Genomic DNA, 13,040 nt, shown 5'->3' with positions numbered 1-13,040 from the left:
CATGACCACCATCTCCGAGAACCCCCGGGCGGCCGCGGCCCCCGAGACCGCCGAAGCCACCGGCCTCATCGGCTTCATCCCCGCCAAAACCGCCCGCCTCCTCACCACGGCCGGCGGCGCCCTCACCATCGCGAGCTGCTTCCTCGCCTGGACCTGGACCCCCAGCTTCCCCGGCGACCTCACCTTCTACGGCTCCCCCGGCGGCCTCCAGCTCCAGGTCCTCGTCACCGGCCTCCTCACCACCCTCTTCGCCCTCTCCACCTACGGCGTCAAGGGCACCCGCTGGCTCACCCCAGCCGGCGGCGACGCGGCCCTCAGGCTCGCCGCCATCGCCAACTTCGCCATCGCCTGGTTCACCGTCGCCGCCATCAGCATCACCCTCGGCGGCCCGATCAACCTGGAACCCGGCGGCGCCGTCGTCGCCCTCGCCTCCCTGATCGCCCTCCTCGGCGCCCTCGCCCTCCCCTTCGAGCGGCCCAAGCTCCTCCCCAAGGACCCCGAGGACACCGGCTGGGACCAGTTCAAGCACCAGGCCGGCAACGGCTGGGCCACCTTCAAGGCCGCCTTCGCCACCGGCCCCGCACGACGGCTCCCCCCGCTGCACTCCTCCGTCGAGATCCTCATCATCACCGGCGTCCTCGCCGTCGCCCTCGGCATCTTCACCTACGGCGTCGGCACCGAGTACGACGAGCTGTTCCTCGGCTTCCTGATCACCACCGGCATCGGCTTCGCCGCCGTCAACAAGTCCGGCCTCATGCAGCAGGCCACCCAGCTCACCGGCAAGCACCAGAACCTCACCATCGCCGGCGCCTTCACCGCCGCCGCCCTCTTCCCCTTCACCCAGACCGACGACCAGTACGCGACCCTCGGCGTCTACATCCTGATCTTCGCCACCGTCGCCCTGGGCCTCAACATCGTCGTCGGCCTCGCCGGCCTCCTCGACCTCGGCTACGTCGCCTTCCTCGGCGTCGGCGCCTACGCGGCCGCCCTCGTCTCCGGCGCCCCGACCTCCCCCTTCGGCGTCCACTTCCCCTTCTGGGCCGCCGTCCTGGTCGGCGCAGCCGCGTCCCTGGTCTTCGGCGTCCTCATCGGCGCCCCCACCCTCCGCCTGCGCGGCGACTACCTCGCCATCGTCACCCTCGGCTTCGGCGAGATCTTCCGCATCGCGGTCAACAACACCGACGGCACCTCCGGACCCGACATCACCAACGGCTCCAACGGCATCGCGTCCATCCCGAACCTCAACATCTTCGGATTCGACTTCGGCGCCGAACACGTCATCGCCGGCTTCACCATCGGACGCTTCGCCAACTACTTCTTCCTCATGCTGCTGATCATGGTGGTCGTCGTGCTGGTCTTCCGGCGCAGCGGCGACTCCCGCATCGGCCGCGCCTGGGTCGCCATCCGCGAGGACGAGACCGCCGCACTCGCCATGGGCATCAACGGCTTCCGCGTCAAGCTCATCGCCTTCGCCCTCGGCGCCGCGCTCGCCGGCCTCGCCGGCACCGTCCAGGCCCACGTCACCTACACCGTGACCCCCGAGCAGTACCTCTTCGCCGGCCCCATCCCGCCCAACTCCGCCTTCCTGCTCGCAGCCGTCGTCCTCGGCGGCATGGGCACGATGAGCGGCCCCCTGGTCGGCGCCTCCCTGCTCTTCCTCATCCCGAACAAGCTCCAGTTCATGGGCGAGTTCCAGCTCCTCGCCTTCGGCGTCGCGCTGATCCTCCTCATGCGCTTCCGCCCCGAAGGCATGATCGCCAACCGGCGCAACCAGCTGGAGTTCCACGAGAAGGACGAGACGCCCGCCACGCTCGCCAAGGCAGGTGCCTGAACCATGACCACCACCACGAAGACCGCCGACACCACCCCCGCCCCCACCACGGGCGAGACCGTCCTCGACGCCCGCGGGGTCACCATGCGCTTCGGCGGCCTCACCGCCGTCCGCGACGTGAACCTCACCGTCAACAGCGGCGAGATCGTCGGCCTCATCGGCCCCAACGGCGCCGGCAAGACCACCTTCTTCAACTGCCTCACCGGCCTCTACGTCCCCACCGAGGGCGAAGTCCGCTACAAGGGCAAGGTCCTGCCCCCCACCTCCTACAAGGTCACCGCCGCCGGCATCGCGCGCACCTTCCAGAACATCCGCCTCTTCCACAACATGACCGTCCTGGAGAACGTCCTCGTCGGACGCCACACCCGGATGAAGCAGGGCCTCTGGTCCGCCCTCCTCCGCCTCCCCGGCTTCCGGAAGGCCGAGGCCGAGGCCTCACAGCGCGCCATGGAACTCCTGGAGTTCATCGGCCTCCAGGACAAGGCCCAGCACCTCGCCAAGAACCTCCCCTACGGCGAGCAGCGCAAGCTGGAGATCGCCCGCGCCCTCGCCAGCGACCCCGGCCTCATCCTCCTCGACGAGCCCACCGCCGGCATGAACCCGCAGGAGACCCGGGCCGCCGAAGAACTCATCTTCGCCATCCGGGACATGGGCGTCGCCGTCCTCGTCATCGAGCACGACATGCGCTTCATCTTCAACCTCTGCGACCGGGTCGCCGTACTCGTCCAGGGCCAGAAGCTCATCGAGGGCGACAGCCAGACCGTCCAGAGCGACGAGCGGGTCATCGCCGCGTACCTGGGCGAGCCCGTCGAGTCGGACGCGGCCCCGGCCACGACCCCGGCCCCCGCCGCCCCGGCCGCGGAGGACACCCCGGAGACCGACGCGACCCCGGCCGACGGAACCCCCGCCGACGAGACCCCCGAGGCACCGGCTTCCGACCACGCCTCGGAGGACACCCCGCACGACCCTGCTTCGGGCAAGGAGAACGACGCATGACCGCACTGCTCGAAGTCGAGGACCTGCGCGTCGCCTACGGAAAGATCGAGGCCGTCAAGGGCATCTCCTTCTCCGTCGACGCCGGTGAGGTCGTCACCCTCATCGGCACCAACGGCGCCGGGAAGACCACCACCCTGAGGACCCTCTCCGGCCTCCTCAAGCCCATCGGCGGCCAGATCAAGTTCGAGGGCAAGTCCCTCCGCAAGATCCCCGCCCACAAGATCGTCTCCCTCGGACTCGCCCACTCCCCCGAGGGACGGCACATCTTCCCCCGCATGTCGATCGAGGAGAACCTCCTCCTCGGCGCCTTCCTCCGCAAGGACGGCCCCGGCATCGCCAAGGACGTCCAGCGCGCCTACGACCTCTTCCCCATCCTGGGCGAACGTCGCAAGCAGGCCGCCGGCACGCTCTCCGGCGGCGAACAGCAGATGCTCGCCATGGGCCGGGCCCTCATGTCCCAGCCCAAACTGCTCATGCTCGACGAGCCCTCCATGGGCCTCTCCCCGATCATGATGCAGAAGATCATGGCCACCATCGCCGAGCTCAAGGCCCAGGGCACCACCATCCTGCTCGTCGAGCAGAACGCCCAGGCCGCGCTCGCCCTGGCCGACCACGGCCACGTCATGGAGATCGGCAAGGTCGTCCTCTCCGGCACCGGCCAGGACCTGCTCCACGACGAGTCTGTCCGCAAGGCGTACCTCGGCGAGGACTGACCCTCCCCGACCGCACGCAAGCCGAAGGCCCGCCCCCACAACGCCGTGGGGGCGGGCCTTCTCCCGTACGTACGGAGCCGGTCACTGCTCCTTGTTCTTGGCCGCCTTCTTCTCCTCGGCGTCCTCGATGACCGCCTCCGCGACCTGCTGCATCGACATGCGGCGGTCCATCGACGTCTTCTGGATCCACCGGAACGCGGCGGGCTCCGTCAGGCCGTACTGCGTCTGCAGGACCGACTTCGCCCTGTCCACCAGCTTGCGGGTCTCCAGCCGCTGGGAGAGGTCGGCGACCTCCTTCTCCAGGGCCCGCAGCTCCGCGAACCGGGAGACGGCCATCTCGATGGCCGGCACCACGTCGCTCTTGCTGAACGGCTTCACCAGGTACGCCATGGCACCGGCGTCCCGGGCCCGCTCGACCAGCTCGCGCTGCGAGAACGCGGTGAGCATGAGGACGGGGGCGATGGACTCGCCGGCGATCTTCTCGGCGGCCGAGATGCCGTCGAGGACGGGCATCTTCACGTCGAGGATGACGAGGTCCGGGCGGTGCTCGCGGGCGAGCTCGACGGCCTTGGCGCCGTCCCCGGCCTCGCCGACGACCGTGTAGCCCTCTTCTTCGAGCATCTCTTTGAGGTCGAGGCGGATCAGGGCCTCGTCCTCGGCGATGACGACACGGGTCGTCAGCGGCGGAACGTGCGGCGCCTCGGCGTCGTCGGCGGGCTGGGGCGACTCGGGGGCGGTCACGGGGGCTCCTCGTTCGATGGCCTCGTTCCGAGGCGGATACAGCTCCCCATGAGCCTACCCACCTCCTGTAAGGTAGTGATCCGCAGGGCCTATCTGGACCTGCCTTTCCAAGGCCCCAGTACTCCAACTGGTCAGAGAGGCCGCTCTCAAACAGCGGACAGTGTGGGTTCGAATCCCACCTGGGGCACTTTTCCTCTGTTTCGAAGGTTGAGCCGCGGGCACCTCCGTTCACTCACACGAGTGGACGTAGCTTCGAATTAGGCACGCCTTGGCGCGACCCTCGTAAGGCTCGCATCCATGTACGACACCGCAACACGTACGCACGCTCCTGCCCTCCCCCGCGCGCGCAGGACGTCCGTACCGTGCCCGAGATGCCGCCCGCTCCCCGGGCTGCCGGACGACACTGCCGCGTACGCCTATCTGCTCGGGCTCTACCTGGGTGACGGCTGCATCAGTGATCACCCCCGGGGTGGCCATTACCTCCGCATCGCCTGCGCAGACGCCTGGCCCAGGCTGATCGAAGCGTGCCGCTCCGCGATCCTGGCCGTACAACCCACGGGAAGCGCCTGCTTGCTGCAGAAGCAAGGGTGCGTCATGGTCACGAGCTACGGTCGGCACTGGAAGTGCCTCTTTCCCCAGCACGGACCGGGCAGAAAACACGAACGGCACATCGTCCTGGAACCCTGGCAGCAGGAGATTGTCGACGCTCGTCCCTGGGAGTTCGTTCGTGGGCTCGTGCACTCCGACGGGTGCCGGATCACCAACTGGACCACCCGCGTCGTGAACGGCGAGCGCAAGCGGTACGAGTACCCCCGGTACTTCTTCACCAACGTCTCGGACGACATCCGGCGGCTCTACACCGACACGCTCGACGCGCTCGGCGTCGAGTGGACGCGCTGCGTCCGCAACGGGAAGCCGTACAACGTCTCCGTCGCCCGCAGGGCCTCCGTCGCGCTCATGGATCTTCATGTGGGGCCCAAGGGCTGAGACGGTAGGTCTCGACCGATCCCGGTGTGACCGATTCGTCCGAACACCCCGTGGAGATCGTGCGGAGGGCGCTGGTAATTTGGGGGCGCCGCGGTCACGTGGAGTCGGGGGGAATCAGGGTCTGCGATCGCCGTAGCGGCAACCGGATCAAGCCCTCGTACATCCGTACTGTCTGCCTGCGTGCGCACCAGGGAGTATGGAGGGGAGGCCGGTCGTGACCGAGACGGGACGGGGAGGGCACGCTCAGGGTGGCGACGGGGTCCCCTCGGAGCCGGGTTCCTCGGCGGGCAGGCGTTTCCTCGGGTTGCGGTCGGCTCCCGACGAGACCATGCAGCTGCGCATACCCGAGGGCGGGATACCCGGCGGAGGGCGTGATGACGCGGCCGGCGCGTCCTCCGACGCGGGAGAACCGGAAGGGACCGGTTCGTCCGGCGGTTCCTCGGCGGCTCCCTCCGGGTCCCGGGCGTCACGTCGGGCGGGTGCCGGGCGCCGCCGGAAGGCGCCACGGAAGGCCCCCAGGTCGGCGCTCGTCGCCCGTCTCGTCGCCGTCGCCGTGGTGTGTGGTTCCTGGCTGCGTCGTGTGCGGCCGCGCTATCCCCGGCCCGGGCGGGTGGGGTGGAAGCGCTGGGTGCCTTCCTGGCGGCAGGCCGGGGGTGCGGTCCTCGCGTCGTTCGGGTTGGGTTTCCTGTCCCTGGGCTTCGCCTATGCGGTCACGGACATTCCGGAGAATCTGAACAGTTACGCCACGCAGCAGGACAACGTCTATTTCTGGGCCGACGGCACTCCCATGGCCCGTACGGGTTGGGTGCAGCGGCAGGCGGTGGAGCTGGACGACGTGCCCGAGGACGTGCGCTGGGCGGTGCTCGCGGCCGAGAACGAGAGTTTCTACAGCGATCCCGGCATTTCGCTCAAGGGTCTCAGTCGTGCGGTCTTCCGTACTCTCGGGCAGGGCAGTACCCAGGGCGGTTCGACCATCACGCAGCAGTACGTCAAGAACGTCTACCTCAGCCAGGAGCAGACCTACAGCCGTAAGCTCACCGAGGCCATGATGGCCCTCAAGCTCGACAACAAGATGAGCAAGGACGAGATCCTGGAGGGCTACCTCAACACCAGTTGGTTCGGTCGCGGCACCTATGGCATCCAGCGTGCCGCTCAGGCGTACTACGGCAAGGACGTCAGTGGGCTGAACGCCAGTGAGGCCGCTTTCCTCGCTTCCCTGCTGAAGGGGGCGGGGTTGTACGATCCGACGCTCAGTGCGAACAACCGGGCCCGTGCGGAGGAGCGGTGGCGGTGGACGCTCGACCGGATGGTGGAGATCGGCAAGCTGTCGCCGGAGGAGCGGGCCGGTTACCGGACGTTCCCGGAGCCGTTGGAGAGCAATCCGCTCTACAACACGGGTGAGCAGAGCGATTATCTGGTGGAGCTCGCCACCCAGTACGCCAAGAAGACGGCGCACATTTCCGACAAGGACTTCGACCGTGGTGGTTATCAGATCTACACGACGTTCGACAAGAAGCGCGTGGATCAGCTGACCAAGGCCGTCAACAAGGCTCGGGACGAGGCGCGCAAGAAGAATTCCGGGGCCGCGAAGCAGGTCCATTACGGTGCTGCTTCCGTGGCCGCCGACGGGCGGATCCTGGCCATTCACGGTGGTCCCGACCATCGCAAGCAGGGTTACAACGAGTCCAATGCGACCACGGTGCGGGCCGGGTCGGCGTTCCAGCCGTTCGTGTACGCGGCGGCTCTGGAGCACGGTGTGCGCAAGAGCCGGGACGGTTCTCCCGAGGCGGTGACGGGCGAGACGTTGTACTCCGGTGACGACGGGGTGCCGGTCACCACGCCGGAGGGGCCGTACTGGGACCGGAGTGGCCGCAAGGTGGCCGCGAAGAACGACGGCGGGCGGTCCTACGGGCAGATATCCCTGCACCGGGCGCTCGCCCTCTCGGTCAACACGACTTTCATGCAGCTCGGTATGGACACCGGTCTGGACAAGGTCCGTGCGACCGCGAAGGCGGCCGGGTTGCTGCCTTCCAGTCTGGGTGCCCAGGTGCCCGCGTTGTCGGCCGGGAGTTCCACGCCCAGTGCGATCCGTATGGCCAGTGGTTACGCCACTTTCGCCGCGGAGGGTCGGCACACCGAGCCGTACGCCATTCTCAAGGTCACCCGCAATGGTCATGAGGTCGCCGCGGACGTTCCGGGTGCGCGCCGGGCGGTGGACGCCGAGACCGCCGCCGCGGTGCAGTCCGCTCTGACCGATGCGTTTCGTACCGCTCATCCGGGGGCCGCGGCGGCCGCGGGTGGCGGGGTCGCCGGGAAGGCGGGCACCACCGAGGACGACACCGCCGCCTGGTACGTCGGTACCGAGAAGAAGGTGTCCACGGCGGTGGTCGTCTACCGCATCGACCTGGCCAAGAGTCTCGAACCCCTGCCGCTGGAGGGGCTGGGGGGCACGGCCGCCGACAGCGTTCCGTACGGCATCTGGGCGCAGGCCCTGGGTCACCTCGGCCGATCGTCGTCGTGACCGATGCCGTCCACTTCCCGCCTCCGAAGGATGAAGCCGCAGATGAACAAACCGTCGGGCCGTCGCCGCAAGGCTCCCGCGCGCCGCCGCTTCCCCGTCGGTACCGGCTTCTCCGTCGGTGCCGGCTTCTCCGTCGGGAGGAGGGCGCTCACGGTGGCGGCGGTTCTCGTCGTCGTCTCCGTCCTTGCCGGTTATCTGGTGCTGTCCGGTGCCGACGACACCGCTCCGGCGGGGTCCGCGGCGGGCGGTTCGTCGCAGAAGCCGTTGCCCGGGGCTTCGGGGGAGGCGGCGTGGGACGGTCGGGTGAAGGTGATCGGTGACGGTTCGACGTCCTACACCGGTCCGCAGAAGGGGCAGTTGGAGGTGCGGCCCCTGAAGCCGGGTGAGAAGCCGCCGCAGTTCGTCGTCTTCTCCTGGGACGGCGCTCTGCAGGGTGATGACGGGTTGTTCGCGCACTACCGGGAGATGGCTCGCAGGAACGACGCCCACATGACCTTCTTCCTCACCGGGATCTATCTGTTGCCCAAGGGCAAGAAGGATCTGTACGACCCGCCGCAGCACTCGCGGGGCAGTGCGGCGATCAGTTTCCCCACGGACGAGCACGTCTACACGACCCTGGAGCAGCTCGCCGGGGCGTGGAAGGACGGGAACGAGATCGGTACCCACTTCAACGGGCACTTTTGTGGTGCGAAGGGGGGTGGCGATTGGGACGTGTCGGAGTGGAAGAGCGAGATCGACCAGTTCTACGGGTTCGTGGAGGAGTGGAAGACCCATACCGGCAGGACGGATCTGGCGCCGTTGCCGTTCGACATCCGTCGTGAGGTCGTGGGTGGTCGTGCTCCTTGTCTGGAGGGTCAGGCGAATCTGCTCCGGGCGGCGAAGGGCTTCGGTTGGCGTTATGACGCGAGTTCCGCCGGTGACTTCCAGATATGGCCGAAGAAGAAGAACGGCATATGGGACTTTCCGCTGCAGATGCTCCCGTACGAGGGTGGTAAGTACCAGGGTCTGTCCATGGACTTCAACTTCCTCTACAACCAGTCCGAGGGGGAGACGGAGGGTGATCCGGCCAAGTACCCGCAGTGGCAGCAGGAGACGCTGAACACCTACATGGCGGGGTTCGACCGTGTGTACTACGGCAGTCGTGCTCCGTTGTTCATCGGCAACCACTTCGAGGAGTGGAACGGCGGGATCTACATGAAGGCCGTCGACGAGATGATCGAGAAGGTGTGCACCAAGAAGGACGTCAAGTGCGTGTCCTTCAAGGAGCTCGCGGACTGGATGGACGTCCAGAAGCCGTCCACGCTGGAGCGGTTGCGCAGTCTCGATCCGGCCCAGTCGCCGGACTGGTCCAGTGTGGTGAAGTGACCGGGGAGGCCGGGGGCGGGCGGGTCGGCGGCCGGGCCGGTACCGCACGGGGCGAGGGTGGGGCGGCTTCCCCGCGCCGATCGCCAACCTCCTTCACAACAGCTGCACAAGCCGTGTAAAAATGCGGCTTATCTCGGCCGTTCTGCGCCGGGGACAAAGGGGAAACGCCAGTGAAGTCTAGAAAACTGAAGCACACTCGACGTCGGGCGTCGATACTCACGGCGGCCGCCGCGTCGGCCGTCGCGGGCGCCGCGCTGCTGCCCAACTGGAACGCGGGCGCTTCCACGGCAGCCGAGCCCCAGGTCGACGCCAAGACCAGGGCCGCCTTCCAGAGTCTGGCCGACGCGGTCTTCACCGACCGCACCAACGCCTTGGTCGACCGGCCGCGTCACGGCCGTGGGAAGGCCCTCACCGAGGGCTTCTCCGGCAGGGTGGAGCTCTCCTCGGGCACCGGCCGCACCGAGGACGCCGCTCTGAAGCAGCTCGGCGACCGCAGGAACCGGCTGGCGCGCAGCGGTGAGAAGTACAGCGCCGGCAGCACCACGGTCACGCTGGACCGCACCAGCGTCAAGGGCCGTACCGCCGTCGTCACGGTCACCGAGAACACCACGCTGACCTATGCGAAGGTCGCCGGTGGCGAGCCGGGCACCACCGGTTTCGAGGCTCACCACGAGCTGACCTTCAAGGCGGACAAGAAGGGTGCCTGGAAGCTCACGAAGATCCGTGAGACCGGGGACAGCTCCCTCGCGGTGAACCAGCTCGCCCGGCCGATGACCGCTCCCGTGCCGGCCAAGGCCACCAGCACCACTCCGTCGGCGCCCCGCGCCGCCATCACCAAGCGTCCGCCGGCCGCCCCCAAGAACCTCACCGGCGGCGAGTACGACTACAAGGCGATGGCCGCGTACGCGGAGAAGTACTGGAGCAACTACAACCCGGCCTACCCGAACTTCAACGGGTCCGGCGCGGGTGGTGACTGCACGAACTTCGTCAGCCAGTCCCTGAAGGCCGGCGGTTGGAAGCACGTGTCCGGTTACGTGTACGACTACACGCGCTGGTTCGGGACCGCGGACATCCAGTCGCACTCCTTCGTCGGCGTCAACGAGTGGTCCTGGTTCGCGCAGAACTCCAAGCGCACGACCAGTCTCGCGAACGTCTACCAGCTGGACGTCGGCGACGTCCTCCAGGTGGACTTCGACAAGGACGGGTCCAAGGACCACACGATGATCGTCACGTCGCGCCGCAACGGCGTGCCGTACCTGACGTACCACTCCACCAACACCCTGCGCCGGTCGGTGACGAGCATCATCTCGGCCAACCCGAACGCCGCGTACTACGCCTACCGCACCTGACGGAGGCCGCACCCCGTGCCACCGCGCCCCGTGTCCGTCGAGGACGCGGGGCGCGGTGGCGTTTCGGCCTCCCTAGGGTGCCCACGGCTTCAGCATGTCCTTCATCGCGTCCGTCGTCGCGAGTTGGAGCAGGGGGCCGTAGGTGATGCGGCCGACGCCGAGGCGGCGGAAGCGGGCGAGGTCGTGCTTGACGGGGTGGGCCGTGGAGTTCACGGGGACGGTGACGGCGTCGACGACCGCCGTGAGCAGGTCGTCGTCGTCCTGGATGCGGACGGGGTAGACGCTGTCGGCGCCGGCGCGTTCCATGGCCCGGAGTCGTTCGACGGCCTCGTCGAGGACGGCGGAGGGGTCCTCGGCGTGGAGGAAGAGGTCGGTGCGTCCGTTGATCCAGAGCGGGACGCCCGCGTCGTCGGCGGCGGCGCGCAGTTCCGCGATGTAGTGCGCGTGTTCCTGCGTGTCGCGGACGCGTCCGCCGTCGGAGTGGACGGTGTCCTCGATGTTGAGGCCGGCGCCGCCGATCTCGACGAGTCCGGTGACGAGGTCGGCGGGCTTCTGTCCGTATCCGGCCTCCAGGTCGACGGAGACGGGGATGTCGACCGCCGCGACGATCGGCCGGACGGCGGCGAGCACGTCTGCGAAGGTCTGTCCTTCGTGGTCGTCGGCTCCGCGGGACTCGGCGAGGGGGTGGCTGCCGACGGTCAGCGCGGGGAAGCCGGCGTCGGCTGCCGTCCGCGCGGACCAGACGTCCCAGACGGTCGGCAGCACGAGCGGCTGGTGGTCGGCGTGGAGCTGCTTGAGGCGCTGGGCGCGCTCGACGGTGGTGCGGAGGTCCATGTCGATGACGCTACCCCCGGATCGCCGTGGGCAACGTGCTGACGGGGCGGGGTTATGTCAGCGGCTCTCCGATGTGGTGGACGCGGACCAGGTTGGTGGAGCCGGCGACGCCGGGCGGGGAGCCGGCGGTGATGACGACGATGTCGCCCTTGGCGCAGCGGCCGATGCGGAGGAGTTCCTCGTCGACCTGGGCGACCATGGCGTCGGTGGAGTCGACGTGGGGGCCGAGGAAGGTCTCGACGCCCCAGGTGAGGTTGAGCTGGGAGCGGGTGGCGGGGTCGGGGGTGAAGGCGAGGAGGGGGATCGGGGAGCGGTAGCGGGAGAGGCGTTTGACGGTGTCGCCGGACTGGGTGAAGGCGACGAGGAACTTGGCGCCGAGGAAGTCGCCCATCTCGGCGGCGGCGCGGGCGACGGCGCCGCCCTGGGTGCGGGGTTTGTTGCGTTCGGTCAGCGGGGGGAGGCCCTTGGCGAGGACGTCCTCTTCGGCGGCTTCGACGATGCGGCTCATGGTGCGGACGGTCTCGACGGGGAAGCGGCCGACGCTGGTCTCGCCGGAGAGCATGACGGCGTCGGTGCCGTCGATGACGGCGTTGGCGACGTCGGAGGCCTCGGCGCGGGTGGGCCGGGAGTTGTCGATCATGGAGTCGAGCATCTGGGTGGCGACGATGACCGGTTTGGCGTTGCGCTTGGCGAGTTTGACGGCGCGCTTCTGGACGATCGGGACCTGTTCGAGGGGCATTTCGACGCCGAGGTCGCCGCGGGCGACCATGATGCCGTCGAAGGCGGCGACGATCTCGTCGATGTTCTCGACGGCCTGGGGCTTCTCGATCTTGGCGATGACGGGGAGGCGGCGGCCCTCCTCGTCCATGATGCGGTGGACGTCGTCGATGTCGCGGGCGCTGCGGACGAAGGAGAGGGCGATGACGTCGGCGCCGGTGCGCAGGGCCCAGCGGAGGTCTTCGACGTCCTTGTCGGAGAGGGCGGGGACGGAGACGGAGACGCCGGGGAGGTTGAGGCCCTTGTGGTCGGAGACCATGCCGCCCTCGATGACGCGGGTGCGGACGCGGGGGCCGTCGACGGCGGTGACTTCGAGGGTGACGCGGCCGTCGTCGACGAGGACGCGTTCGCCGGTGGTGACGTCGTCGGCGAGGCCGGGGTAGGTGGTGCCGCAGGTGTGGCGGTCGCCTTCGACGTGTTCGACGGTGATGGTGAACTCGTCGCCGCGTTCAAGGAGTACGGGGCCTTCGCGGAAGCGGCCGAGGCGGATCTTCGGGCCTTGAAGGTCGGCGAGGACGCCGACACTGCGGCCGGTCTCGTCGGAGGCTTTGCGGACGCGCTGGTAGCGCTCCTCGTGCTCGGCGTAGGTGCCGTGGCTGAGGTTGAGGCGGGCGACGTCCATTCCGGCCTCGATCAATGCCTTGATCTGGTCGTATGTTTCGGTGGCGGGCCCAAGGGTACAAACGATTTTCGCTCGGCGCATGGGACGAGCCTAGGGCTTACCGGTCGGTAGCGAATCCGCCTGTCATGTCTACCCAACAACCTTTCCGTGAAAGGTTGTTGACAAGACTTGAATCTGTGCGGCAGGGCGCTCCGATGAGCGTTTTCCGGTACTTTTCCGGCCCGTTTCCGGCCGCTTCGCGACGCGTGCCCGTCGAACACTTTTCCACTCCGTAACCCGCCGGACCTGTTGCGGACGGGTCTCC

General features: G+C 68.3%; 10 protein-coding genes and 1 tRNA gene. 8 read left to right on the top strand and 3 right to left on the bottom strand.

Going from position 1 to position 13,040, the window contains the following annotated elements; translation table 11 throughout:
• Position 1 precedes the first annotated feature (1 nt).
• Genes ACIP5O_RS16690 through ACIP5O_RS16680 form a run of 3 tightly spaced genes read left to right on the top strand, consistent with a single transcriptional unit; the run spans position 2 to position 3,540 of the window.
• Entirely contained in the window at positions 2–1,831 is a 1,830-nt protein-coding gene (locus ACIP5O_RS16690; RefSeq protein WP_401294170.1) for a branched-chain amino acid ABC transporter permease, read from the top strand.
• 3 nt (positions 1,832–1,834) lie between these two features.
• Entirely contained in the window at positions 1,835–2,827 is a 993-nt protein-coding gene (locus tag ACIP5O_RS16685; RefSeq protein WP_401293781.1) for an ABC transporter ATP-binding protein, read from the top strand.
• Positions 2,824–3,540 carry an ABC transporter ATP-binding protein gene (locus ACIP5O_RS16680; protein WP_125668508.1) on the top strand — a complete coding sequence of 239 codons (717 nt, stop codon included), beginning with the start codon at positions 2,824–2,826 and terminating at the stop codon, positions 3,538–3,540. Before ACIP5O_RS16685 ends, ACIP5O_RS16680 begins: the two co-directional genes overlap by 4 nt.
• An 81-nt stretch (positions 3,541–3,621) precedes the next feature.
• Here the strand turns inward: ACIP5O_RS16680 and ACIP5O_RS16675 are convergent, their stop codons facing one another.
• Entirely contained in the window at positions 3,622–4,281 is a 660-nt protein-coding gene (locus tag ACIP5O_RS16675) for an ANTAR domain-containing response regulator (protein WP_062756575.1), read from the bottom strand.
• Positions 4,282–4,393: 112 nt separating this feature from the next.
• On the opposite strand from ACIP5O_RS16675, the gene ACIP5O_RS16670 reads away from it, so the two are divergent.
• From ACIP5O_RS16670 to ACIP5O_RS16650, 5 genes are all read left to right on the top strand, one after another.
• Positions 4,394–4,468, top strand: a tRNA-Leu gene (locus tag ACIP5O_RS16670).
• A gap of 110 nt (positions 4,469–4,578) precedes the next feature.
• Complete coding sequence (locus tag ACIP5O_RS16665; RefSeq protein WP_401293778.1) at positions 4,579–5,268, top strand: transcriptional regulator; 690 nt, start codon at positions 4,579–4,581, stop codon at positions 5,266–5,268.
• Between the two features lie 328 nt (positions 5,269–5,596).
• The gene (locus tag ACIP5O_RS16660; RefSeq protein WP_401293776.1) at positions 5,597–7,789 is read left to right on the top strand and encodes a transglycosylase domain-containing protein; all 2,193 of its coding nucleotides are present in this window, start codon (positions 5,597–5,599) and stop codon (positions 7,787–7,789) included.
• 42 nt (positions 7,790–7,831) lie between these two features.
• Positions 7,832–9,154 (top strand): hypothetical protein, encoded by a 1,323-nt coding sequence (locus ACIP5O_RS16655; protein WP_401293773.1) that lies wholly within the window; start codon positions 7,832–7,834, stop codon positions 9,152–9,154.
• Between the two features lie 170 nt (positions 9,155–9,324).
• Positions 9,325–10,503, top strand: coding sequence for an amidase domain-containing protein (locus tag ACIP5O_RS16650; RefSeq protein ID WP_401293771.1), 1,179 nt, complete (start codon positions 9,325–9,327; stop codon positions 10,501–10,503).
• Positions 10,504–10,575: 72 nt separating this feature from the next.
• On the opposite strand, the gene ACIP5O_RS16645 is transcribed toward ACIP5O_RS16650, so the two are convergent.
• Both ACIP5O_RS16645 and pyk read right to left on the bottom strand, forming a co-directional pair.
• Positions 10,576–11,337: an isocitrate lyase/phosphoenolpyruvate mutase family protein gene (locus ACIP5O_RS16645; RefSeq protein ID WP_401293768.1), complete on the bottom strand. Its 762-nt coding sequence runs from the start codon at positions 11,335–11,337 to the stop codon at positions 10,576–10,578.
• Positions 11,338–11,389: 52 nt separating this feature from the next.
• Positions 11,390–12,817 (bottom strand): pyruvate kinase, encoded by a 1,428-nt coding sequence (gene pyk, locus ACIP5O_RS16640; protein WP_401293766.1) that lies wholly within the window; start codon positions 12,815–12,817, stop codon positions 11,390–11,392.
• Positions 12,818–13,040: the final 223 nt, after the last annotated feature.

Origin of the sequence: Streptomyces sp. NPDC088915, from assembly GCF_044749825.1 — a bacterium.
Taxonomy (GTDB): Bacteria; Actinomycetota; Actinomycetes; order Streptomycetales; family Streptomycetaceae; genus Streptomyces.
Note: the sequence above shows the minus strand (reverse complement) of the source record. Positions and strands in the feature narration are given on the sequence as shown.